Origin of the sequence: Acidovorax sp. SUPP3334 (assembly GCF_030159055.1) — a bacterium.
Lineage (GTDB): Bacteria > Pseudomonadota > Gammaproteobacteria > Burkholderiales > Burkholderiaceae_C > Paracidovorax.
Window position 1 is genome coordinate 102,782 of record NZ_BQXQ01000012.1, and the last position, 20,595, is coordinate 123,376.

Below are 20,595 nucleotides of genomic sequence, written 5' to 3' on the forward strand. Positions count from 1 at the left end.
CGAGCCCTCGCGCCATCTTTCAGGCCGCCCGTGCCGCCGTGGCGCGGGGCGCTGCCCGGGCCCGTATCTTTCAGCCTTGATAATGCGGCGCCTGCCCCTAATTAGCGGGGCATCCCTCTTTTTGTGAATGACCCAGACCTCCGAATCCACACCATGAGCAAACAGACCCATTCCTTCCAGGCCGAAGTGGCGCAACTGCTGCACCTGGTCACGCATTCGCTGTACTCCAACCAGGAAATCTTCCTGCGCGAGCTGATCTCCAATGCGTCCGACGCCTGCGACAAGCTGCGTTTCGAGGCCCTCAACAACAACGCGCTGTATGAGGACGCGCCCAACCTCGAAGTGCGCGTGGCCTTCGACAAGGACGCCAAGACGCTGACCATCACCGACAACGGCATCGGCATGAGCCAGCAGGAGGCCATCGACCACCTGGGCACCATCGCCAAGAGCGGCACCAAGGACTTCATGGGCAAGCTCTCGGGCGACCAGAAGGCCACTGCCTCCGAGCAGGGCCAGCTGATCGGGCAGTTCGGCGTGGGCTTTTATTCCGGCTTCATCGTGGCCGACAAGATCACCGTGGAATCGCGCCGCGCCGGCCTGCCGGCCGAAGAAGGCGTGCGCTGGATCAGCGGCGGCACCGGCGCCTTCGAGGTCGAGACCATCACCCGCCCCGAGCGCGGCACCAGCATCATCCTGCACCTGCGCGACGACGCCGAAGAGTTCCTGAACGCCTGGAAGATCAAGTCGATCATCGGCAAGTATTCCGACCACATCAGCCTGCCCATCCTGATGGAAAAGGAAGAGTGGAAAGAGGGCGAGCTGATCAACCCCGGCGACGAAAACGGCGGCCGCCAGCCCGGCGGCATGGTCAATACCGGCGAGTGGGAAACCGTCAACAAGGCCAGCGCCCTGTGGACCCGCCCCAAGAAGGACATCACCGAAGAGCAGTACCAGGACTTCTACAAGGCCATCAGCCACGACCACGAGAACCCGCTCACCTGGAGCCACAACCGCGTCGAAGGCAACACGGAATACACGCAACTGCTGTACGTGCCGGCCAAGGCCCCGTTCGACCTGTGGAACCGCGACAAGAAGGCCGGCGTGAAGCTGTACGTCAAGCGCGTGTTCATCATGGACGACGCCGAGGCGCTGATGCCCACCTACCTGCGCTTCGTGAAGGGCGTGATCGACTCCAGCGACCTGCCGCTCAACGTGAGCCGCGAACTGCTGCAGGAAAGCCGCGACGTGCGCGCCATCCGCGAAGGCTCCACCAAGCGCGTGCTGAGCATGCTGGAAGACCTGGCCAAGCACGACAAGCACACCGCCGGTGAAGAAGGCGCTGACGGCGTGACCGACGTGGTCAGCGACGAAGACAAGGCCAAGGAAGGCAAGTACACGGCGTTCTACGCCGAGTTCGGCGCCGTGCTCAAGGAAGGGCTGGGCGAAGACTTCGGCAACCGCGAGCGCCTGGCCAAGCTGCTGCGCTTCGCCTCCACGCAAAGCGATGCGGTCACCGTCTCGTTCGCCGACTACAAGGCGCGCATGAAGGAAGGCCAGGACGCCATCTACTACATCACCGCCGACACGCTGTCCGCCGCCAAGAACAGCCCTCAGCTCGAAGTCTTCAAGAAAAAGGGCATCGAGGTGCTCCTGATGACCGACCGCGTGGACGAGTGGGCGCTGAACTACCTGCAGGACTTCGACGGCACGCCGCTGCAGTCCGTGGCCAAGGGCGCGGTCGATCTGGGCAAGCTGCAGGACGAGGCCGAGAAGAAGGCCGCCGAGGAAGCCGCCGAGGCCTTCAAGCCGCTGCTGGCCAAGCTCAAGGAAGCCCTCAAGGACAAGGCCGACGACGTGCGCGCCACGACCCGCCTGGTCGATTCGCCCGCCTGCCTGGTCGTGCAGGACGACGGCATGAGCACCCAGCTGGCCCGCATGCTCAAGCAGGCCGGCCAGCAGGCGCCTGAATCGAAGCCCGTGCTGGAGGTGAACCCCGAGCACGCGCTGGTCAAGAAGCTGGACGGCAGCGTGCATTTCCACGACCTCGCGCACATCCTGTTCGACCAGGCGCTGCTGGCCGAAGGTGGCCTGCCCGAAGACCCGGCGGCCTATGTGAAGCGGGTGAATGCACTGTTGGTCTGAAAGGCCTCCAGCGCATGATTCACTAGGGAGTATTGCTATGTAATTAATAGCAATCCAAGGCCCGGCCTTTGGCAGAAGCCGGGGGTTTTTCATCGAGCGCCCGCGCTTCTGGTGTGGCGTTGCCACGCTGCGGCCCTGGCGCGCGAGCGCTATTTCGGCAGCTCGCGGTCCGCCAAGTCCAGCAAGCCCGTGCACTGCGCGCAGTGCAGATAGCGCCCAGGCGCCTGCTCCTTGCCCCTTACGACCGGGGTGAGAACGGCGGTGCCGGCGTCGTTGGCAATCCCCAGCGTTGCCACGCGGCCATCCTTGAAGCGAACCCGAGCTTCCGTGTAGCAATCGCCCGTGAGGAAATGGTCGTGCAGATAGGCACGCCGGTCGATCGGCCGCGCGTGGCCGAGGAACTGCCGGACATCGCGCTCCCCCAGCGGCCGGATGCCCGCACAGGGCGCGGTTTCTCCCGCTGCGCTTTGTGCGGCGGCCCGCGTGATGTCGATGGAAGCCACTGCGGCGATGGACCAGAGCTTGCGTGCAGGGGTGTGAGGCTTGGACTCCTGAGCGAGGGAAGGGCAAAGAGGGAAGGCGATCCAAAGCGCCGCGATGGCGGAGTGTTTCAGCGCCATATTGCGGTACTCGCTTCGGTCGCGTTTTTTCTACTCACATCGGGATGCCGATGAACCTCTGCTGAATTCAATGGGAGCGTGCTGATCAGTTCATCAACGAGCCATCGCAGGGAATTGTTTTGCGCTGTGGTGACCGGTTCATGGACGGCTTTTTCTCCCAGGAAAGCATCCTGCTGAACCTTGCTCAAACCCATAGGCATTTTGACGGAGCGCAGCATAGCCATTACCAACGGAGAATACCGCCGAGTTGGCGACGGATCGTTGCGAGCCATGAAGTCACTGCTGCGTTTCAGGGTTCCTTGTGCTGCCCCATGTCACTGAAGGCGCGTGGCCCTGCGCGCAGACATGTCCCCTGTTCACAGGCTTTCCCCTGGGGCCGCAGGGGCGAACTGCCTGGATAATGTGCGTCGATCCCGGCCCGATCCCGTCCCACTCTGCGGAGCCTTTCCGGCATGTTGCGCTTTTTCCTGATCTTCCTGACCCTGCAGCTTTCGATGTTCGGCATCAACATGCTGGGCTGGGTGCAGCAGCACCTGGTGCTGCCCTGGACGGCGCTGCTGGCGCGCATCTGCGCGGGGCTGGTTACCTGGTTCGATAGCTCGGCCGCCGCTGCCGGCAAGGTGCTGTGGAACCAGACGACGGGTTTCGGCGTGTCCATCGAGGCGGGCTGCAACGGCATCGAGGCGTGCATCGTGCTCTTCGCGGCCGTCCTGGCGTTTCCCGCCACCTGGCGCCACAAGCTGGTCGGGCTGGTCGCCGGGTTCGTCGCCGTGCAGGCCATGAACATCGTGCGCGTGATCAGCCTGTTCTACCTGGGGCAGTGGAACACCGCCGTCTTCAATTTCGCCCACGAATACCTCTGGCAGGCCCTCATCATGGTGGACGTGCTCATCGTCTGGCTGCTGTGGGTGCGCGCAGGCAGCCGGTCCGGCGCATCGGGCTCGCCCCCGAACGATCCACCGGCCGCGCCGCCAGCCGCCGCTTCGTCCTCTGCCTCCGCTGCGGTGCCGGCCTGATCCGCGGCTTCGCATGCGCCGCGCCGCCAGCCTGAAAATCTTCATCCTCGGCCTGTTCGCCGGGGTCGTGCTGCTCACGCTGCTGTGGATCCGGGTGTCGCCCTGGACCTCGTACCCCGTGGGCAAAGTCGCCGCCGTGGCGCTGGAGCATGGCGCGCCCGGCTGGGTGCGCGAGGTCCGGGTTCGCCCTGGCGGGATCGAGGTCGATACCTCGGTGGCGGTCGCGACCCCGCAGACCGGCAACCGCCTGGTCGAGATCACGGTCGAGTCCGACCCGGGCCGCTATGCCTACGGCCTGCCCATCTTTCTGGCCCTGCTGCTGTCCGCGCGCGGCCCCGGCCGCACCTGGCGCGCGCTGGCGGGCTTCGCGCTGCTGGTGCCGTTGCAGGCCTTCAGCCTGGTGATGCACCTGCTCATGCAGGTGGTGCTCACGGCGCAGCTCGACGTGCGGATTCTGCGGGTCGCCCAGTGGCAGCTGGAAGCGCTGGTGTACGGCTACCAGGTGGGCGTGCTGGTGCTGCCCACGCTCGCGCCGATGGTGCTGTGGCTGTGGCTGGACCGGCAGTTCGTCAACGAAGTCGTGATCCAGGCATGGCGCCGCGCCATGCCCACGGCACGCGGCGCTGGGCCGGCGCCGCAGGCCGCACCGGCACCCACGGGGGCCGTGGATGCGGTGGGCGCCGCGCCACGGCCTGCCGGCATGGCGCCGGCAGGCTCGCCCGCCGACCCCGCCGCCGTACCGCATCGCGCCCAGGAGGCAGCGGCGGATGATTCCATGCCCAGCCCGCTGCCCCATCTGCCCCCATCGCTGGGCGGAAAGGTCTCCGGCAGCGCCGCCGCCACCTTGCCTGTGCGCAAAAAACAACGCTGACCCGCGCGGGCGGCCCCGTGTACACGCGGCGGCCATATTGGACTGCCAGAATGCCACCGCATGCTGACGTCCCACCTCCCTGATTTCGCCCGTGGCCGGGCCCTGATGCGCGCGCTCCAAGCCGCGCTCGGCGCCGCCGCCACGGTATTGCTGTTCCTTGCCTGCCCTGCTTTCGCTGCGCCCATGGCCGCCGATGCCGATGGAGCTGCCACTGCCGCAGCCGGCGAACCCCCGGATGGCGATCCGCCGCGCTGGGCCCTGCATGCGCAGTCCACGTATGTGTGGCAGCACAAGCCCTCGTTCGATGCGCCCTACACCGGCCGCAACAGCCTCGTACCCACGGCCGAGCGTTCGTATTCCTTCACCGCCACCGCCGACCTCGGGCTGCGCCCCTGGGCCGGCGGGCAGATCCACTTCAACCCCGAGGCGGGGCAGGGCGTGCCGCTGTCGCACCTGTCGGGCGCGGGCGGCCTCTCCAACGGCGAGCTGGCGCGCACCTCGGGCGCGCAGATCAAGGCCTATCGCGCCCGGCTCTTTCTGCTGCAGCGCTGGGACGCGGGCGGCGGCACCGAACGCATCGAGCCCGACTTCAACGAACTGGGCGGCAGCGCCAGCGCGCGCCGCTGGACCCTGGTGGCCGGCAACGTCTCGCTGCTCGACTACTTCGACAACAACCCCTACGCCAAGGACCCACGCGAGCAGTTCTTCAACTGGTCGTTCCTGACCCCCGGTGCCTGGGACTACGCGGCCGATGCGCGTGGCTACACCTGGGCCGGCATCCTCGAATACCGCACGCCGCAGTGGGCCGTGCGCGGTGGCCGCGCGCTGCAGCCGCGCGAATCCAACGGCCAGCCGCTGGACCGTGCCTGGACCAGGCACTACGGCGACCAGATCGAGGCCGAATCCGAGCTGCCTGTGGCCCTGCCCGCCGGCCTGCTGCGCGGGCGCGTGCTGCTGTTTCGCAACCGCGCCGTCATGGGCGCTTTCGCCGATGCGCTGGCGGCTGCATCCCAGGGCGGCGGCACGCCGGACGTCGGCGCCGTGCGCCGCCTGCAAACCAAGACCGGCTGGGCGCTGACCCTGGAAGCCCCGCTGGCCGAAGACGCCGGCATATTCGTGCGCGCCAGCCGCAGCAGCGGCCGGCAGGAAACCTACGCCTTCGCCGAGATCGACCGCCAGCTGTCCTTCGGCGGCCAGATCGCCGGCACCGCCTGGGGCCGCGCCGCCGACCGCGTGGGCGCCGCCGTGGCGGTCAATGGGTTGTCGGCCGACCACCGCAACTACCTGGCGGCGGGCGGGCTCGGGGCGTTCCTGGGCGATGGTGCGTTGCGCTACGGCAGCGAGCGCGTGTGGGAGGCGTATTACCGGCTCACGTTCGCCCCGATGCCCATGCCGGGCGGGCCGCTGCAGTCAGCCGTGTCGCTGGGGGCGCAGCACATCGTGCACCCGGGCTACAACCGGGATCGGGGGCCGGTGGATGTGGTTTCGGTGCGGGTGCATGCGGAGTTTTGAGGAACCGGCAGGCGCACCTTCCATCCCCCTGACGCGTGGCCGGGCCGTTTCGCTGCAGGCCGCTATGCGAATTGGTCTTCGCTGCGATCCGCGTAAGCCGTCTTCAACGCCTCCAGCCCCTGCTCCATCGCTTCCCTTGCCGATCGGACCAGTACCTCCACATCCCCGCATTCCCCGCTATCGCAGCCACCTCCAGCGCCCGGGTCAGCGGTCCCGCCCAGTTCATGAGCTTCCTGCCGCAGCCGTTCCCATGCCTTGGCCTGGCAGGCGTCGGTGATGTGTTGCATTCGCTGGCGGCAGTCCTGTACGAATCGGGCCACTAGTCCACGATCAGCAGGACGAAGGTCTCGGTCCGCAGTGCCTTGAGCAGGCTGGCGCCATCGGTGAAGGGGTGGGGCAAGTGCCCGGCATGTTCGGCGGAGGCCTGGATCAACTCAATCAGGATCGGATCATCGTCAAGAGCAGCGATACGCATGGGGCAGCAGCAAAAGCAAAAGCAAACGGGAACGGGAACGGGAACGGGAACGGGAACGGGAACGGGAACGGTGTCGCCCGTCTCGAACGGCGACATGCTGAAACCACCTCTGAATTTAGCTATCGGTTGGAAAGTGTCAATTGTTGAAAGTTATCGAAAGGCCGCGGTGCGGTTTTGTGGCATCGGCGCATCGGTGGCGCTTCGAGCGTGCCGGGGTCCATGGTTGCGCGCGCAGACCGGGATGGATTCGCCGCCGTGGCTTCGTTGGGATGTACTGGTCTTCGCCTTGCCTCACCGTTGTCCAGTGCGTTCGGAGAGCATGGTCCGCTGCAAACTTCAAGGACGGTTTCATGGGCAATTGCATCGGTAGCTCCAACGGGAACGCTTCCGTTCGCCGCCATCAGGACCAAGGCTCTGCAAGTACGAATGCCAGTGCGCAGGTCGAAGAACCGGCATCGGCTGCTTTCGGCGTGGATGCGGCGCTGTCCGGGCTGCGCTCCCGCGAACGGAGAATCAATGGATTGCTGGGGCCCAGCACCAATGAGCTGCTTGCTTCGCCCGTGCGCACGCAACTGGAATCCTTGCGGACGCAGGTGCAGTCATCGGCGGGCGATTTGATGGCGCTGCAGCAAACGCTGAATCGCCAGAATTCTCAACGTATCGACCTGGGCGATGACCCGGTGGGTGCCGTGCGATTGCTGACCCGACAGTCCGAACGATTGGGAAGGCAGGTGGACCCCATCATCCAGGAACACGAGGCGGTCATCGAAGACCTGCAGACCCGCGCTGGCTTGACAGAGGATCACCCGTCCATGCGATTTCCGCAGGGCCGCTGAGGCCATCGAGCGTCCAATGCCCGCCGCTTTCAAGCCGACAGCGGCGGTTCCTGCATCGCTTCCATCTGCTCGCGCAGCATGTCCACCTGTCCGCGCCAGTAGTCGCTGCTGCCGAACCACGGGAAGTTGATCGGAAAGATCGGGTCGGCCCAGCGGCGCGCCAGCCAGGCGCTGTAATGGATGAGCCGCAGCGTGCGCAGCGGCTCGATCAGCGCCAGTTCGCGCCGGTCGAAGGGTCGGAACTGCTCGTAGCCATCGAGCAGCGCGGACAGTTGCACGGTGCGCTGGCGGCGGTCTCCGGACAGCAGCATCCACAGGTCCTGCACGGCCGGGCCGGTGCGCGCGTCGTCCAGGTCCACGAAGTGCGGGCCGCCGCCGGGCCGGTCGGTCGGGGTCCACAGCACGTTGCCCGGATGGCAGTCGCCGTGCAGGCGCAGTGGCCTTGCATCGTTCAAGCCGAAATGGCCTTCCACCGCAGTATCCATGCCGTATTGCGCTATTGATTTGATAGCTTCCTCGCAGGCGTTGCGCCAGGCCGATTGCTGGTCCAGCGGAATGATCTCCTCAGCCAGCAGCCAGTCATGGGGTTCCTGCGCGAAGGTGGCGATGTCCAGCGCCGGGCGCAGCGCGAAGGGGCGGGCCTCGCCCACGGTGTGGATGCGCGCGAGAAAGCGGCCGATCCATTCCAGCACCTCGAAATCGTCCAGCTCGGGCGTGCGCCCGCCGCGCCAGGGGCTGACGGAAAACGCGAAGCCCGCGTGGTGGTGCAGCGTGCGGTCCTGCAGCACCAGCGGCGCCACCATGGGCACCTCGGCCTGCGCAAGCTCGGCCGAGAAGGCGTGCTCTTCCAGGATTTGCGCATCGCTCCAGCGGCCGGGGCGGTAGAACTTGGCGACGACGCGGCTGCCGTCTTCCAGCGACACCTGGTACACGCGGTTTTCATACGAGCCCAGGGCCATCAGGCGGCCATCGCCGTACAGCTCCACGCTGGCGAGCGCATCCAGCACGAGGTCGGGGGTGAGGGGCGCGTAGGGATGCGAGGAAGCGGTGGAAGGATCGCCGTGAGAAGCGGGGGACGGTTCGGGGGAAGGGGTGGGCTCGGTGCCGGGCAGGTTATCCATGGAGGGCATTGTCGCCCCCGGCCAGTTCGGTGAAGGGCAACTGCTGCTTGACCAGGATGACGGTGCACGGCGCATCGCGCGCCACGCGGATCGGAATGGTGTCGATGAAGCGCTGCAGCGGCACGCCATGCGTGGCCGCTCCCAGGATCATCACCCCCACGCGATTGCCCTGCGCGTAGCGCACCAGGGCCTGGGCCACGTCGCTCGCCTCGATCACCTGGTGGCTGGCGCTGTGCCCGGCCAGGTCCAGCCCTGCGGACCACTGGCGCAGCCGCACCAGGTGGCGGCGGTGCAGCGTGGTTTCGCTGCGCTCGCTGTCCGATGCGCTGCTGGCCGAGGGCGAAATCACCGTCACGCAGGCCAGCCTCGCCCCGGGGCGGATGCCCAGCGAGCGCGCCGCTGCCTGGCGCAGCGAGTACAGCGTGGCATCGCTCGCGTCCTCGCCCGGCACGGCCACCATGAGGATGGGCGCGGCCTCGATCTGGCGCACCGGCAGCGGGCTCGGATGGTAATGCATGCCCGCCGCCTTGAGCCACCGGCGCAGGTGCGCGCGCACGCCCGGCCCGCGCAGCCGCTGGCCGCGTTCGGTGATCGGCACCTGTTCGGGGTGCATCAAGTCGAAAGCCAGGTGTGCGGCCGACGGGTAGCGCTGCGCCGCCTCGGGCTCCAGGCAGCGCAGGATGATCTCCTGCAGCCACTCGGGCACCTCGGGGCGATGGCGGCGCGGGGGCGCGGGCGTCATCCAGAGGCGCTGGCGCAGACCGCCGCGCGTGGTGGGGGCGCCGAAGGGCAGTTCTCCGGTGGCCAGTTCGTACAGCATCACGCCGATGGCGAAGAGGTCGCTGCGCAGGTCGCCGCGCACGCCCACCACCTGCTCGGGCGCGATCCAGGCGGGGGAGCCCACGGCCTCGCGCATCTCCTCGGCCAGCAGGTCGGGGTAGTGCGCATGGCACGACAGGCCGAAATCCAGCAGCACCGCGCTGCCGTCGGGCCGCAGCAGCACGTTGGCGGGTTTCAGGTCCAGGTGGCACACGTTCTGCTGGTGCAGGCTGTGCGCGGCGTGCGCCATGGCCGCGCCCAGCCGGGCCACCGTGGCCGGGTCCGGGGCTTCGGGCTGGTCCAGCCAGTGCTGCAGCGTGTGGCCTTCGATGTACTCCATGGCCAGGTACGGCAGCCGCGCCAGATCGCCTGCGGCCACGAAGCGCGGCACATGGCTGCCGCTGAGCGTGGGCAGGATCTGCAGCTCGACCTCGAAGCTGACGATGTTCTCGGCCCCGTCGCCCGCCGTCATGCGCGGGATTTTCATGGCCATGGGAAAGTCCGCAAAGCCCGCATCGCGCACCTGAACCGCTTCGCCCTCCTTGCCTGCGTGGCCCACCCAGCCCGCCCGGCGTGCATAAGCCACCCGGTAAACATGGGCCATGCCGCCCGCGTGCAGGCATTCATGCACGACGAAACCGTCCACCTCGGTGCCGGGCGCCAGCAGCTTCATGCGGCGCTCCGCGGCGGTGGAGGCATGGCCGCGCTCATCGCCCCAGCTCCAGCCGGTCGGCAAAGAACGCGGGCAGACCCGCGGCGCGCACGGCGGCGGCGGCGGCGGCGTGGTCGTAGGGCACGCGGTGGAAGGTGACCGTGGCGGCGTGGTCGTCGAACAGCGCGTACATGGCGCGCACGTCGCGGTCGCGCGGCTGGCCGACCGAGCCGGCGATGGCCAGCCACTGGCGGTGCGGGGGCACGGGCACCGGCACGCCGGGCTGCGGAGCGAAGCGCATGAGCTTGGCGGTGGGCGTGAGGAAATACAGCGCCTGCTCATGCACGTGGCCGCAGAAAACGTAGCGAATGGCGGGGTCGAGCCGGCTGGCCGCCGCCATGCTGCGCTCGGCGGCTCCGGCGTCCTGTACGTAATGCCAATGGCTGGGGTCGTGGGCGCTGGCATGCACCAGCAGCGTGTTCGCGCCGAGCCGCCGCGTGAGCGGCAGCGTGGACAGAAAGGCTCGGTGCCGGGGCGCCAGTTGCGCATGCGTCCACTGCGCGCTTTGGTCGCCCATCTGCGTCGGCGCCTCGGGAGGCTCCAGTGCCGCGACGTCGTGGTTGCCCAGCACGCAGGGCGCGCCCTCGGCCGCCAGTGCCATCGCCTGATCGACCACCACGACCGGGTCGCCGCCATAACCGACCAGGTCACCCAGCAGCGCGAACTGCTCGGCGCCCTGGGCGCGGGCATGCGCCAGGCAGGCATCGAGGGCATGGCGATTGGCGTGGATGTCGGCGAGCAGGGCGATCTTCATGGCGGGCGCGGCGGGTGCGCAGGGAACGGGCGGGACAGCCCCGCGATGGCTCCGATGGTGCCACCGGCCGGCGTGAGTGTGCTTTTCCGGCGAAAAAGTCGCAATGGCCGAAAAGCAAAAAAGCCCCCCGGCCGCGTGCGAACACGGCCGGGGGGCTTCGAGGGCGTTGCCGATCAGGCCAGCGTGATCGTCACGTCGATGTTGCCGCGCGTGGCGTTGGAGTAGGGGCACACCTGGTGGGCTGCGTCCACCAGTTGCTGCGCCTGGTCGCGGTCCAGGCCGGGCAGGCTCACCGTCAGGCGTGCGGCGATGCCGTAGGCGTTGGGGATCTTGCCCAGATCGACTTCGGCGTCCACGGCCACGTCCTGTGGCACGGCGATCTTCAGCTGACCGCCCACGGCCTTCAGGGCACCGATGAAGCAGGCGGAGTAGCCAGCGGCGAAGAGTTGCTCGGGGTTGGTGCCCGTGCCGCTGGTGCCGGGGGAAGACAGCTTCACGTCCAGGCGTCCGTCATCGGTGCGCGAGGCGCCGTCGCGGCCGCCGGTGGTGTGGGCGCGGGCGGTGTAGAGGACTTGATCGAGCGATGGCATGGTGATTCCTTTGCAGTGATTGCCCGCGGAGCGGGCGGTTGGGGACAACGAAACGAAAACGGGGTCGATCGGCCCGGTCAGCCCGGGCCGATCCGGTCGCGCAGCTGCTGCAGCTGCCGGGTCAGCGCGGTGAGTTCGGGCAGGGTGCACTGGCTGCTTTGAAGCACGCAGGCGGGAATGGTTTCGGCGCGGTCGCGCAGGGCGCGGCCGGCGGGCGTGACGGTGGTGCGCACGCGGCGCTCGTCCTTCGCATCGCGCAACCGGGCCACCAGGCCCGAGGCCTCCAGGCGCTTGAGCAGCGGGGTGAGCGTGCCGGAATCGAGGAACAGGCGTTCGCCCAGTTCGGAGACGGTGATGCCGTCGCGCTCCCACAGCGCCAGCATCACCACGTATTGCGGGTAGGTGAGGCCGATGGCGTCCAGCAGCGGCTTGTAGAGCTTGGTCATCGCCAGCGACGCGGAATAGAGCGCGAAGCAGACCTGGTTGTCCAGCTGCAGCACGGCAGGGCTGGGCGTGGAGTCCGGGGTGGCGAGGGCGGTGCGGCGTGGCATGGGCTGGATTGTGTCGGTCAATTAAATTGTGTGCAATTTAATTTTTCATATCCCTTCGCGTGGCCGGGGCACCGCCGGGCAGGGCGGTGCGTGGGCTCAGATGCGTGTAGCCGCGCGACCCTCGCGCGGCCTGCGCGCTCGCAACCGCGGATCCAAAGGGTCAGGCAAAAAAATGCCTCCAGCGCAATGAATACGCCGGCATATTGCTATTGAATCAGTAGCGTTTTGCCAGTGAGAAGGCGGGCCCTGGCACGGCCAGCGCCCGTCCGCGTCAGTACGTGTAGACACCCTGGCCGGTCTTGCGGCCCAGGCGGCCGGCGGCCACCATTTCCTTGAGCAGCGGGCAGGGCCGGTACTTGCTGTCGCCGAACTCGGTCAGGTACACGTTCATCACCGCCAGGCACACGTCCAGGCCGATCATGTCCGCCAGCGCCAGCGGGCCGATGGGCTGGTTGCAGCCCAGCTTCATGCCGGCGTCGATGTCCTCGGGCGTGGCAAGGCCCTCGGCCAGCACGAAGAACGCCTCGTTGATCATCGGCACCAGAATGCGGTTGACCACGAAGCCGGGCGCGTTCTTCACGGTAATGGGGCTTTTGCCCAGCGTCTCCGACAGCGCCTTCACCGCGTCGTGCGTGGCATCGCTGGTCTGCAGTCCGCGGATGATTTCCACCAGCGCCATCATCGGCACCGGGTTGAAGAAATGCATGCCGATGAAGCGGTCGGGCCGCGAAGTGGCAGCCGCCAGCTGCGTGATCGAGATCGACGAGGTGTTGGAGGCGATGATGACCTCCGGCGCCACGATGGCATCGACCTGTTTCAGGATCTTGACCTTGAGTTCGTGGTTCTCGGTGGCCGCCTCGATCACGATCTGCGCCGCCTTCAGGTCGTCGTAGTTCGTCGATGTCTTGATGCGTGCCAGCGCCGCGTCCTTGTCGGCGGCGGTGATCTTCTCCTTCTTGATGAGCCGGTCCAGGCTGCCGGCCACGGTGGCCACGCCCTTTTGCACGGCCGCGTCGGAAATGTCCACCATCACCACGCTGATGCCGGACACCGCGCAAGCCTGCGCGATGCCGTTGCCCATGGTGCCTGCGCCGATGATGCCGACGTTACAGATTGAAGATGTGTTCATAACTTGGATAGCCAGATGAATGAGTGTTGAAGGAAATTGGCACGAACATAGCTGTGTCTTTACGCATCCATCATGGGAACCTCTCAAAACCTCCGAATTTGCAAGTTCGAGCGCCGTAACTCGTTGATTTATAAGGGTGCCGAGTGGCTGGGATAGGGGTTTTGAGAGGCTCCCTCATGTCGGATCAAAGACTCAAGACTACAGAAGTTAGAGAGTGCACTTTAAGATGATGCAGTCGAACACCAAAAATGGAGTTAAGAATGTCAAAAATTGAAATAAATAATTTTGCACAGATAAAAGACGTTTCTTTAAAATTAGGGGATCTTACTATTTTGGTTGGCGCCCAGGGCACTGGGAAAAGCTTAGCTTTGCAATGGCTTAAAACAGCAATTGATGGGCGACACATAATTAAATCGCTAAATGATGCAGGACAAGTGGCAAAAACGAAATCGGAGGCCGTTGAGCTAATATTTGGAACAGGTATGGGTAATGCTTGGGGCGACAAGTCTTCTATTAAATTTGACGGCTCTTTAGTTAATCCGGATACGCTGAAACGCCGTGGAACCTTAGCCGAGCGCGCCTTTTTCATTCCTGCGCACCGCTCTGCTCTTATTAGTGATGGATGGGCGGCTCCATTTCAACGGCTCAGTGCGGAAATGCCAGTCGTAGCCCGAATTTTTAGTCAAAATCTTTTTGATCGATTTAATTCCGGCGATAGTGATTTATTTCCTGTGAGCAAGCTTCTTAAGCAGCGATACCGCTCATTAATTGACGATGCTATATTTCACGGCGGGACCGTTGCGCTGGAGACGGACAGTATGAGTACTAAAAGGTTAAAATTAACTCACGGCAAATCAAAATTACCGTTTATGACTTGGACTGCAGGGCAGCGTGAATTCACTCCTCTGCTGCTGGGTATGTATCATTTATTGCCAAGAACTAATAAGCGTAAAGATCAAAATATCGATTGGGCCATTATTGAAGAGCCTGAGATGGGGTTGCATCCTGAAGCGATCACAGTTTTTCTTTTGCTTGTGATGGATCTGTTGTGGCGTGGATACAAGGTGGTTTTGTCAACGCATTCACCGCATGTACTTACTGCAGTCTGGATGCTGCAGCGTTTGAAGACATATCATGCTAGATGGCAATTAGTTAGCGAAGCATTTGGGGTTCCTGCTGGGGAACTTCGAGATGTTTCCGAAGCAGCGTTAAATAAAGATTATCGGGCACATTTCCTTTCGTTTGGAGACGATGGAAAAGTTACAGCGCAAGATATTTCGAAACTAGATCCAGATGCCGAGATGGCCGGCGAGGCAGATTGGGGAGGGTTAACTCGCTACAGTTCCCGCTTTGGTGATGCGGTACGTAAGGCAGTTAACGAAAACGAGAGGGTTGGGAATGCTTAAAAAGGCAATCAAAAAGAAGATTACGCCGACACGAGCAGTTCTATTAGAAAATTCCCAACTTCATGGCCTTGTATGCGATGGACTTGGAGCGGTGGAGAACGCACATCTAAGTTGTATAGATTCATCCATTCGGAGTGAATTTGGCGACAGCATTGATATCGATGCTGCGTATTTAAGAGGGCGAGAGAGTGAGAATCGCTGGGATTACATATTAGGTCATGATAGAACCAAAAAATTGATTGCTGTGGAGCCACATTCTGCTAAGGGGGATCAGGTGTCGACGGTGATTGCAAAGCGAAAGGCAGCACTTCGGCATTTAGACAATGATTTAAAGCCACATGCTCGGGTAAACGTTTGGCTTTGGGTTGCTTCCGGTAATGTGCAATTTGCTGATACTGAACGCGCTAAACGTAGACTTGATCAGAATGGAATTAAGTTTGTCGGTAAGCGAGTAACAAAAAAAGATATTCCTAGCTGACCCGACCTCAGGCCCTGAACCGCTTGCGCGTGAGCGCCAGCGCCGTCCAGAACGCGACCACCGTGGTCACCACCAGCACCAGTCCGTGGCGCAGCGGATGCGCGGGCCACTGGTCCATGAACAGCGGGCGCACCAGCTCCACCGCATTGGCCAGCGGCAGCCAGTCGGACACATGGCGCACCACGGTGGGCAGCTGATCGCGTGGAAAGAAGACCCCCGACAGGAACATCATCGGGGTGAGCACCAGCGTGAAGTAGTAGGTGAAGAAATCGTAGCCCTTGGCCAGGGCATTGAAGATCAGCGCGATGCTGGAGAACATCACCCCGGTGAACAGCAGCACGGGCCAGGCCACGAGCAGCTTGGGGCTGTGGCTGATGCCCAGCGCCAGCATCACGCCCAAAATGGCGGTGACGGTGAACACGGCCTTGAACGCGGCCCACAGCATCTCGGCCAGCACCACGTTGTCCAGGCTGACGGGCGCATTCATGATGCCGTCCCACGTCTTTTGCACATGCATGCGAGAGAAGGCCGAATAAAGCGCCTCGAAGCTGGCGGCGTTCATGGCGCTCATGCAGATCGAGCCGCTGGCCAGAAAGAGGATGTAGGGCACCTGCGTGGTGCCTCCGCCCGCCGACCCCACATTCACCTGGCCGACCAGCGCGCCCATGCCGTACCCGAAGGCGACCAGCCACATCAAAGGCTCGGCGATGTTGCCCACCAGGCTCGGAATGGCCAGCTTGCGCCAGACCAGCAGGTTGCGCAGGAACACGGGCCACCAGCGGGCGGAAAGCTGCGGCGCGCGCCAGATGGACGGGCTGGCCGTGGCGGGCGATGGATCGGGCTTGGAAGAGGGGGCGGCTTGCATGCCCCTATTGTGCTGCGGCAGGCCGCGTTACAACACCTTGACGGCCCGGCCGATGTACTGGATCGGCCCGGTCGGCTTGCCGACGGGCGAGCCGCTCGGCGGCTCCAGCGTCAGCTCGAACAACTGGTTGGGCTGCAGCGGTGGCAGTTTCTCCAGCGCCAGCTGCAGCGGCTGGCCGGGTTTGACCAACCCGAGCGAAACCGGGCCGCTCCACCCGTCGGCCTTGGTCCAGAACTCCAGCGCCCGGTCGGCCGGCACTTCGGCCACGCCCAGCGGAATGAGCTGGATCGACCGGTGCGAGCTGGTCTGCACGACCCAGCCCGGCGCCTTGTCCTGCGGGGCCACCAGCACCACCATGAACTGTGGCGCCGCAGCCTGCGGCGCCATGCGGGTGACCAGCACCGCAGCCAGCACGGCGGCCATGGCGAAGCCCGAGCCCGCCAGTCCGCGCCACAGGCCCAGGTGGTTCCACCAGTTGCGCAACGGAGTGGCCGGCGTGGGCTGGGGGCGAGCGGGCGCCGCGGCATGAGCCGCCGCTTGCGCACGGGGCCCTTCGGCCGCCTGCAGCGATGCATCGATGCGTGCCCAGAGCTGCTCAGGCGGGGCGATCGGATCGGCCAGCGCGGTCAATGGCAGCAGCCGTGCTTCCCATTCGGCCACGGCACGCTGCAGTGCGGTGTCCGTGGACAGGCGCTGCGCCACTTGGCGGCGGGCGGCGGCGGACAAGGTGCCCAGCACGTATTCGCCGGCAAGCCCCTGCAAATCTTCGGGATGGCCGGGCAGGCCGGTGCCGGGTGTCGGGGTGGCGGTCATGCCATGCACTCCCGCAGCGAGGTCAGGCTGCGCCGGATCCATGCCTTCACGGTGCCCAGCGGCGCGCCCAGGCGTTCGGCGATTTCGCCGTGCGAGCAGCCGTCCACATAGGCGTGCAGCACGCAGTTGCGCCGGGCGGGGTCCAGGCCCTCCAGGCAGTGGTGGAGGCGGCCCAGGCTGGCGTTGAGTTCGAAGGCTTCGGCGACTTCGCGGTGGGCCTGCATCGACAGATCGGCCTCCAGGGCTTGCGCGGTGTCGTCGTCCACATCGACGTGGCGGCCCGCGTCGCGCACGGCGTTGAGGGACAGGTTGCGCACCACGCTGTAGATCCAGCCGCGGGCGCTGCCCCGGCCGACATCGAAGCTGGCGGCGCGGGTCCAGATGTTCACGCAGGCATCGTGCACGATGTCTTCGGCCAGCGCCCGTTGCCGGACGATGCGCCAGGCCACGCCCAGCAGGCGCGGTCCCTCGTGCTCGTAGAGGCGGCGCATGGCCTGCCGGTCGCCCGCTGCGCAGCGGGCCAGCGTGGCTTCGTAGTCGAAGTCGTCGTCAGGGGCAGGCGTGGGTGGCAAGGGGCGGGGGCTCCAGCGGTCGAACGCCGGGCACTGGCGATGGACCGCCCGGAACGTGGGCCGCATGGTAGCCGACATGGCGGTGCTCCCGAGGCATCAGCGCGCAGGGCCCCGCCCCTGGGCGTCAGGCCGCTTTCCAGAAGATGTAGTCGGCCTGGTACTTCACGGTCTGGCGGTCGCCCTTGTTGGCGGCGGTGCAGGCTGCGGCAGGGGCGACGCCGCCCTTGAGCGCCACGCGCTGGATGAAGGTCACGCCCGACATGGCGCCCATGCCCGTGGCAGGGTTGGCCTTCACCAGCTGGTAGGGCAGGTTGCCCGTGCCGGCCGGCGCGACCGCGACCTGCGTGGCGGTGATCTTGGAGCCGTCCTGCGACTCCCACGTGGCGGGCGGGCCGTAATACGTGCCCACCTGCTTGCCGCTGCGGTCGTTCAGCACGGCCTTCGGTCCGACGAACACCCATTCGGTCTGGCCGGCGGCATTGGCCTTGTCACGGCATTCGTACGTGATGTCGCCCATGCCCACGGTTTCCATGGCGACCTTGTTGCCGGCAGGCACCTTGACGGCCTCGGGCAGGCTGTCCTGCGAGAACTTCATGCCGGGCGACATCATGGAGCCACAGGCCGTGAGCAGGGCCGCGGCGGCGATGGCACCGGTCAGGGGGATGAAGCGAGAGAGCGTTGGCTGAATGGTCATGGCGTTTCCCTTGTCGTCGGTTGGGTTGAAAGAACAGCAGCAATGTCCGCTGCTGTAGGTACTACCCACGGGAACGCCGTTTGGATGCAGGGCGCGCGAAATAATTTTTTTGAAATCGCGAGCATTTCCTTGCCAAGGCTGCCGCTTCAGCCGTCTTCGCGGATCTGCCGGCCGGTGAGCTTCAGGAACAGGTCTTCCAGGTTGGCGGGGCGGTGCAGCGTGCGCAGGTGCGGGTGCGCGCTCAATGCGCTCAGCAGCGGCCGGGCGTCCTGCGTGTAGAAGAACACGGTCTCGCCGCTCACTTCGATGCGCGCGGCCAGGGGGCGCAGCGCTGCATCGTCGGCCAGCGCCACCGCGCCCACGCCGAACAGCTCCACCACGTCGGGCTCCAGGTGCTCGGCGATCAGTTCGCGCGGGCGGCCTTCGGCGATCTTGCGGCCGTGGTCCAGCACCAGCAGGCGCGAACACAGGCGCTCGGCCTCGTCCATGAAGTGCGTGGTCAGCAGGATCGACTTGCCCTGCTGCACCAGCAGCTGCAGGCGTTCCCACATCAGGTGGCGCGCCTGCGGGTCCAGGCCCGTGGTGGGCTCGTCCAGCAGCAGCAGGCGCGGGTCGTTCACCAGAGCGCGGGCCAGCGACAGGCGCCGCTTCATGCCGCCCGACAGCTCGCCGGGCTTGGCCCCGGCCTTGTGCGTGAGCGCGGCGAACTCCAGCAGGCGCGGAACGCGTTCCTGCATCACCGTGCCCTTCAGCCCGAAGTAGCGGCCGAAGATGTGCAGGTTCTCGGCGCAGGTGAAATCCGGGTCCAGCGTGTCGAACTGCGTCACCACACCCAACTGGGCCTTGATGGCCAGCGCGTCCTGCGGCATGGACAGCGGCGCGCCACCCGCATCGGGGTGGAACTGCACGCTGCCGCCGTCGGGCGCGGTCAGGCCCAGGCACATGCGGATGGTGGTGGTCTTGCCCGCGCCGTTCGGGCCGATCACGCCCAGGCATTCGCCCGGCACGATGGAGAAAGAGACATCGTCGACCACCGTGGCATCGCCGTAGCGCTTGCGCAGGTGATCGATCTGGAAAAGAGGGGGGTGCGCCATGGGCGTCTATTATTGTTCGCGCTGCGGGCCAGCCTCCGGCGTGCGTGGGCAAACGGTGCCCAGCGCCCTGCGCGCCCCCTCGTTTTTCTTTCCATCCTTTTCTCACTGTTATGACCACTCTCGGCACCCCCCTCTCGCCCTCGGCCACCAAAGTCATGCTGCTCGGCTCGGGCGAGCTGGGCAAGGAAGTCCTCATCGCCCTGCAGCGCCTGGGGGTGGAAACCATCGCGGTGGACCGCTACGAGAACGCGCCCGGCCAGCAGGTCGCCCACCATGCCCGCACCATCACCATGAGCGATCCGGCGCAGCTCAAAGCGCTGATCGAAGCGGAGCGGCCGCACCTCGTCGTGCCCGAGATCGAAGCCATCGCCACGCCCATGCTCGAAGAGCTGGAGGCGGCCGGCACCGTGCGCGTGATCCCGACGGCGCGCGCCGCGCGCCTCACCATGGACCGCGAAGGCATCCGGCGCCTGGCCGCCGAAACGCTGGCCCTGCCCACCAGCCCTTACCAATTTTGCGATTCGCTGGCCGAACTGCAGGCCGCCATCGACGGCGCGGCCGGCACACCAGGCATCGGCTACCCCTGCATCGTCAAGCCCGTGATGAGCAGTTCGGGCAAGGGCCAAAGCAAGATCGACGGCCCGGCCGACGTGCAAAAGGCATGGGACTACGCCATGGCCGGCGGCCGCGTGAGCCATGGCCGCGTCATCGTCGAAGGCTTCATCGACTTCGATTACGAGATCACCCTGCTGACCGTGCGCGCGCTCGGCGAAGGCGGCCAGCCCGAGACGCACTTTTGCGAGCCCATCGGCCACATCCAGGTCAGCGGCGACTACGTGGAAAGTTGGCAGCCCCAACCCATGCGCCCCGCCGCCCTGGAGCGTGCCCGCGCCATCGCCAAGGCGGTGACCGACGACCTCGGCGGCCAGGGCCTGTTCGGCGTGGAGCTGTTCGTGAAGGGTGACGCGGTGTGGTTCAGCGAGGTCAGCCCCCGCCCGCACGACACGGGCCTGGTCACGCTGACCACGCAAGTGCAGAGCGAATTCGAACTGCACGCCCGCGCCATCCTGGGCCTGCCCGTCAACACCGCGCTGCGCAGCCCGGGCGCCAGCGCCGTCATCTATGGCGGCGTGGAGGCGCAAGGCATCGCCTTCGACGGCGTGGATGAAGCCCTGCGCGTGCCGAACACCGATCTGCGCCTGTTCGGCAAGCCCGAGAGCTTCGTGAAGCGGCGCATGGGCGTGGCGCTGGCGTTCGATGCGGATGTCGAGGTGGCGCGCGAGCGGGCCAAGCTGGCGGCCAGCAAGGTGAAGCCGCGCAAGGGGTGAGGCATCGATGCTCGGGAGTCTCTCAAAACCTTCAGATTGCCTGTTTTCGACGCCGTCGCTTGTTGATTGATTACTCATAAGTCAGTAACTTAGAGAACACGCTCTTGCGCAGTGCGGCCATCGGTGCTTTCATTGAAAGCATGAAACGAGACGGACGCACCCTGGCCCACAATGTGTTGGAAGAAATGCGCATGCTG

The 20,595-nt window shown here is 65.6% G+C and carries 23 protein-coding genes; 8 read left to right on the forward strand and 15 right to left on the reverse strand.

Features of this window, described 5'->3' with window-relative positions:
- Nucleotides 1–153 precede the first annotated feature (153 nt).
- Entirely contained in the window at nt 154–2,142 is a 1,989-nt protein-coding gene (htpG, locus tag AVHM3334_RS09130; RefSeq protein WP_284411584.1) for a molecular chaperone HtpG, read from the forward strand.
- A gap of 149 nt (nt 2,143–2,291) precedes the next feature.
- Here the strand turns inward: htpG and AVHM3334_RS09135 are convergent, their stop codons facing one another.
- Together AVHM3334_RS09135 and AVHM3334_RS09140 are read right to left on the reverse strand one after the other, a co-directional pair.
- The gene (locus tag AVHM3334_RS09135) at nt 2,292–2,762 is read right to left on the reverse strand and encodes a hypothetical protein (protein WP_284411586.1); all 471 of its coding nucleotides are present in this window, start codon (nt 2,760–2,762) and stop codon (nt 2,292–2,294) included.
- The gene (locus tag AVHM3334_RS09140; RefSeq protein ID WP_284411588.1) at nt 2,753–3,034 is read right to left on the reverse strand and encodes a hypothetical protein; all 282 of its coding nucleotides are present in this window, start codon (nt 3,032–3,034) and stop codon (nt 2,753–2,755) included. The genes AVHM3334_RS09135 and AVHM3334_RS09140 overlap by 10 nt, the downstream gene beginning before the upstream one ends.
- Before the next feature lie 180 nt (nt 3,035–3,214).
- On the opposite strand from AVHM3334_RS09140, the gene xrtH reads away from it, so the two are divergent.
- Genes xrtH through AVHM3334_RS09155 form a run of 3 tightly spaced genes read left to right on the forward strand, consistent with a single transcriptional unit; the run spans nt 3,215 to nt 6,161 of the window.
- A complete protein-coding gene (gene xrtH / locus AVHM3334_RS09145) occupies nt 3,215–3,778 on the forward strand; it encodes an exosortase H (RefSeq protein ID WP_284411590.1) in 564 nt (187 codons plus the stop codon).
- A 13-nt stretch (nt 3,779–3,791) separates the two neighbouring features.
- Nucleotides 3,792–4,649 carry an exosortase H-associated membrane protein gene (locus tag AVHM3334_RS09150; RefSeq protein WP_284411591.1) on the forward strand — a complete coding sequence of 286 codons (858 nt, stop codon included), beginning with the start codon at nt 3,792–3,794 and terminating at the stop codon, nt 4,647–4,649.
- Between the two features lie 60 nt (nt 4,650–4,709).
- The gene (locus AVHM3334_RS09155) at nt 4,710–6,161 is read left to right on the forward strand and encodes a carbohydrate porin (protein WP_284411593.1); all 1,452 of its coding nucleotides are present in this window, start codon (nt 4,710–4,712) and stop codon (nt 6,159–6,161) included.
- A gap of 62 nt (nt 6,162–6,223) precedes the next feature.
- On the opposite strand, the gene AVHM3334_RS09160 is transcribed toward AVHM3334_RS09155, so the two are convergent.
- Together AVHM3334_RS09160 and AVHM3334_RS09165 are read right to left on the reverse strand one after the other, a co-directional pair.
- Nucleotides 6,224–6,448, reverse strand: coding sequence for a hypothetical protein (locus AVHM3334_RS09160; protein WP_284411595.1), 225 nt, complete (start codon nt 6,446–6,448; stop codon nt 6,224–6,226).
- Nucleotides 6,449–6,480: 32 nt separating this feature from the next.
- Complete coding sequence (locus AVHM3334_RS09165) at nt 6,481–6,636, reverse strand: response regulator (RefSeq protein ID WP_284411597.1); 156 nt, start codon at nt 6,634–6,636, stop codon at nt 6,481–6,483.
- Nucleotides 6,637–6,986: 350 nt separating this feature from the next.
- On the opposite strand from AVHM3334_RS09165, the gene AVHM3334_RS09170 reads away from it, so the two are divergent.
- The gene (locus tag AVHM3334_RS09170; RefSeq protein WP_284411599.1) at nt 6,987–7,472 is read left to right on the forward strand and encodes a hypothetical protein; all 486 of its coding nucleotides are present in this window, start codon (nt 6,987–6,989) and stop codon (nt 7,470–7,472) included.
- 29 nt (nt 7,473–7,501) lie between these two features.
- Here the strand turns inward: AVHM3334_RS09170 and AVHM3334_RS09175 are convergent, their stop codons facing one another.
- The 6 genes from AVHM3334_RS09175 to AVHM3334_RS09200 all read right to left on the reverse strand — a co-directional run bounded on the left by AVHM3334_RS09175 (nt 7,502) and on the right by AVHM3334_RS09200 (nt 13,148).
- A complete protein-coding gene (locus AVHM3334_RS09175; protein WP_284411601.1) occupies nt 7,502–8,593 on the reverse strand; it encodes a serine/threonine protein kinase in 1,092 nt (363 codons plus the stop codon).
- Nucleotides 8,586–10,085: a bifunctional serine/threonine-protein kinase/universal stress protein gene (locus AVHM3334_RS09180; RefSeq protein ID WP_284411603.1), complete on the reverse strand. Its 1,500-nt coding sequence runs from the start codon at nt 10,083–10,085 to the stop codon at nt 8,586–8,588. Before AVHM3334_RS09180 ends, AVHM3334_RS09175 begins: the two co-directional genes overlap by 8 nt.
- Nucleotides 10,086–10,119: 34 nt before the next feature.
- The gene (locus AVHM3334_RS09185; protein WP_284411605.1) at nt 10,120–10,878 is read right to left on the reverse strand and encodes a metallophosphoesterase family protein; all 759 of its coding nucleotides are present in this window, start codon (nt 10,876–10,878) and stop codon (nt 10,120–10,122) included.
- Between the two features lie 173 nt (nt 10,879–11,051).
- Nucleotides 11,052–11,468, reverse strand: coding sequence for an organic hydroperoxide resistance protein (locus AVHM3334_RS09190; protein WP_284411607.1), 417 nt, complete (start codon nt 11,466–11,468; stop codon nt 11,052–11,054).
- Nucleotides 11,469–11,545: 77 nt separating this feature from the next.
- Nucleotides 11,546–12,019 (reverse strand): MarR family winged helix-turn-helix transcriptional regulator, encoded by a 474-nt coding sequence (locus AVHM3334_RS09195; RefSeq protein WP_284411609.1) that lies wholly within the window; start codon nt 12,017–12,019, stop codon nt 11,546–11,548.
- A gap of 271 nt (nt 12,020–12,290) precedes the next feature.
- Nucleotides 12,291–13,148, reverse strand: a complete 858-nt coding sequence (locus tag AVHM3334_RS09200) for a 3-hydroxybutyryl-CoA dehydrogenase (protein WP_284411611.1) — start codon at nt 13,146–13,148, stop codon at nt 12,291–12,293.
- 260 nt (nt 13,149–13,408) lie between these two features.
- Between AVHM3334_RS09200 and AVHM3334_RS09205 the strand changes: the two genes are divergently transcribed.
- Both AVHM3334_RS09205 and AVHM3334_RS09210 read left to right on the forward strand, forming a co-directional pair.
- Complete coding sequence (locus AVHM3334_RS09205) at nt 13,409–14,554, forward strand: AAA family ATPase (RefSeq protein ID WP_284411613.1); 1,146 nt, start codon at nt 13,409–13,411, stop codon at nt 14,552–14,554.
- The gene (locus tag AVHM3334_RS09210) at nt 14,547–15,032 is read left to right on the forward strand and encodes a hypothetical protein (protein WP_284411615.1); all 486 of its coding nucleotides are present in this window, start codon (nt 14,547–14,549) and stop codon (nt 15,030–15,032) included. Before AVHM3334_RS09205 ends, AVHM3334_RS09210 begins: the two co-directional genes overlap by 8 nt.
- 7 nt (nt 15,033–15,039) lie before the next feature.
- On the opposite strand, the gene AVHM3334_RS09215 is transcribed toward AVHM3334_RS09210, so the two are convergent.
- From AVHM3334_RS09215 to AVHM3334_RS09235, 5 genes are all read right to left on the reverse strand, one after another.
- A complete protein-coding gene (locus AVHM3334_RS09215) occupies nt 15,040–15,897 on the reverse strand; it encodes an ABC transporter permease (protein WP_284411617.1) in 858 nt (285 codons plus the stop codon).
- A 27-nt stretch (nt 15,898–15,924) separates the two neighbouring features.
- Nucleotides 15,925–16,710: an anti-sigma factor gene (locus AVHM3334_RS09220; RefSeq protein ID WP_284411620.1), complete on the reverse strand. Its 786-nt coding sequence runs from the start codon at nt 16,708–16,710 to the stop codon at nt 15,925–15,927.
- Nucleotides 16,707–17,360 (reverse strand): sigma-70 family RNA polymerase sigma factor, encoded by a 654-nt coding sequence (locus AVHM3334_RS09225; RefSeq protein ID WP_284411621.1) that lies wholly within the window; start codon nt 17,358–17,360, stop codon nt 16,707–16,709. Before AVHM3334_RS09225 ends, AVHM3334_RS09220 begins: the two co-directional genes overlap by 4 nt.
- A gap of 46 nt (nt 17,361–17,406) precedes the next feature.
- Nucleotides 17,407–17,976 carry a DUF3455 domain-containing protein gene (locus AVHM3334_RS09230; RefSeq protein ID WP_284411623.1) on the reverse strand — a complete coding sequence of 190 codons (570 nt, stop codon included), beginning with the start codon at nt 17,974–17,976 and terminating at the stop codon, nt 17,407–17,409.
- Nucleotides 17,977–18,122: 146 nt separating this feature from the next.
- Nucleotides 18,123–19,070: an ATP-binding cassette domain-containing protein gene (locus AVHM3334_RS09235; protein WP_284411625.1), complete on the reverse strand. Its 948-nt coding sequence runs from the start codon at nt 19,068–19,070 to the stop codon at nt 18,123–18,125.
- A 110-nt stretch (nt 19,071–19,180) separates the two neighbouring features.
- On the opposite strand from AVHM3334_RS09235, the gene purT reads away from it, so the two are divergent.
- The gene (gene purT / locus AVHM3334_RS09240) at nt 19,181–20,398 is read left to right on the forward strand and encodes a formate-dependent phosphoribosylglycinamide formyltransferase (RefSeq protein ID WP_284411627.1); all 1,218 of its coding nucleotides are present in this window, start codon (nt 19,181–19,183) and stop codon (nt 20,396–20,398) included.
- Nucleotides 20,399–20,595: the final 197 nt, after the last annotated feature.

Bases quoted from the DNA above. Each gene is read 5' to 3' on its own strand.
- AVHM3334_RS09190 (WP_284411607.1), bottom strand. From the start codon at position 11,468: ATGCCATCGCTCGATCAAGTCCTCTACACCGCCCGCGCCCACACCACC.
- AVHM3334_RS09195 (WP_284411609.1), bottom strand. From the start codon at position 12,019: ATGCCACGCCGCACCGCCCTCGCCACCCCGGACTCCACGCCCAGCCCT.
- AVHM3334_RS09135 (WP_284411586.1), bottom strand. From the start codon at position 2,762: ATGGCGCTGAAACACTCCGCCATCGCGGCGCTTTGGATCGCCTTCCCT.
- AVHM3334_RS09140 (WP_284411588.1), bottom strand. From the start codon at position 3,034: ATGGCTCGCAACGATCCGTCGCCAACTCGGCGGTATTCTCCGTTGGTA.
- AVHM3334_RS09220 (WP_284411620.1), bottom strand. From the start codon at position 16,710: ATGACCGCCACCCCGACACCCGGCACCGGCCTGCCCGGCCATCCCGAA.
- AVHM3334_RS09210 (WP_284411615.1), top strand. From the start codon at position 14,547: ATGCTTAAAAAGGCAATCAAAAAGAAGATTACGCCGACACGAGCAGTT.
- AVHM3334_RS09215 (WP_284411617.1), bottom strand. From the start codon at position 15,897: ATGCAAGCCGCCCCCTCTTCCAAGCCCGATCCATCGCCCGCCACGGCC.
- xrtH (WP_284411590.1), top strand. From the start codon at position 3,215: ATGTTGCGCTTTTTCCTGATCTTCCTGACCCTGCAGCTTTCGATGTTC.
- AVHM3334_RS09160 (WP_284411595.1), bottom strand. From the start codon at position 6,448: ATGCAACACATCACCGACGCCTGCCAGGCCAAGGCATGGGAACGGCTG.
- AVHM3334_RS09170 (WP_284411599.1), top strand. From the start codon at position 6,987: ATGGGCAATTGCATCGGTAGCTCCAACGGGAACGCTTCCGTTCGCCGC.
- AVHM3334_RS09200 (WP_284411611.1), bottom strand. From the start codon at position 13,148: ATGAACACATCTTCAATCTGTAACGTCGGCATCATCGGCGCAGGCACC.
- AVHM3334_RS09155 (WP_284411593.1), top strand. From the start codon at position 4,710: ATGCTGACGTCCCACCTCCCTGATTTCGCCCGTGGCCGGGCCCTGATG.
- AVHM3334_RS09230 (WP_284411623.1), bottom strand. From the start codon at position 17,976: ATGACCATTCAGCCAACGCTCTCTCGCTTCATCCCCCTGACCGGTGCC.
- AVHM3334_RS09205 (WP_284411613.1), top strand. From the start codon at position 13,409: ATGTCAAAAATTGAAATAAATAATTTTGCACAGATAAAAGACGTTTCT.
- AVHM3334_RS09180 (WP_284411603.1), bottom strand. From the start codon at position 10,085: ATGAAGCTGCTGGCGCCCGGCACCGAGGTGGACGGTTTCGTCGTGCAT.
- purT (WP_284411627.1), top strand. From the start codon at position 19,181: ATGACCACTCTCGGCACCCCCCTCTCGCCCTCGGCCACCAAAGTCATG.
- AVHM3334_RS09185 (WP_284411605.1), bottom strand. From the start codon at position 10,878: ATGAAGATCGCCCTGCTCGCCGACATCCACGCCAATCGCCATGCCCTC.
- htpG (WP_284411584.1), top strand. From the start codon at position 154: ATGAGCAAACAGACCCATTCCTTCCAGGCCGAAGTGGCGCAACTGCTG.
- AVHM3334_RS09165 (WP_284411597.1), bottom strand. From the start codon at position 6,636: ATGCGTATCGCTGCTCTTGACGATGATCCGATCCTGATTGAGTTGATC.
- AVHM3334_RS09235 (WP_284411625.1), bottom strand. From the start codon at position 19,070: ATGGCGCACCCCCCTCTTTTCCAGATCGATCACCTGCGCAAGCGCTAC.
- AVHM3334_RS09150 (WP_284411591.1), top strand. From the start codon at position 3,792: ATGCGCCGCGCCGCCAGCCTGAAAATCTTCATCCTCGGCCTGTTCGCC.
- AVHM3334_RS09175 (WP_284411601.1), bottom strand. From the start codon at position 8,593: ATGGATAACCTGCCCGGCACCGAGCCCACCCCTTCCCCCGAACCGTCC.
- AVHM3334_RS09225 (WP_284411621.1), bottom strand. From the start codon at position 17,360: ATGTCGGCTACCATGCGGCCCACGTTCCGGGCGGTCCATCGCCAGTGC.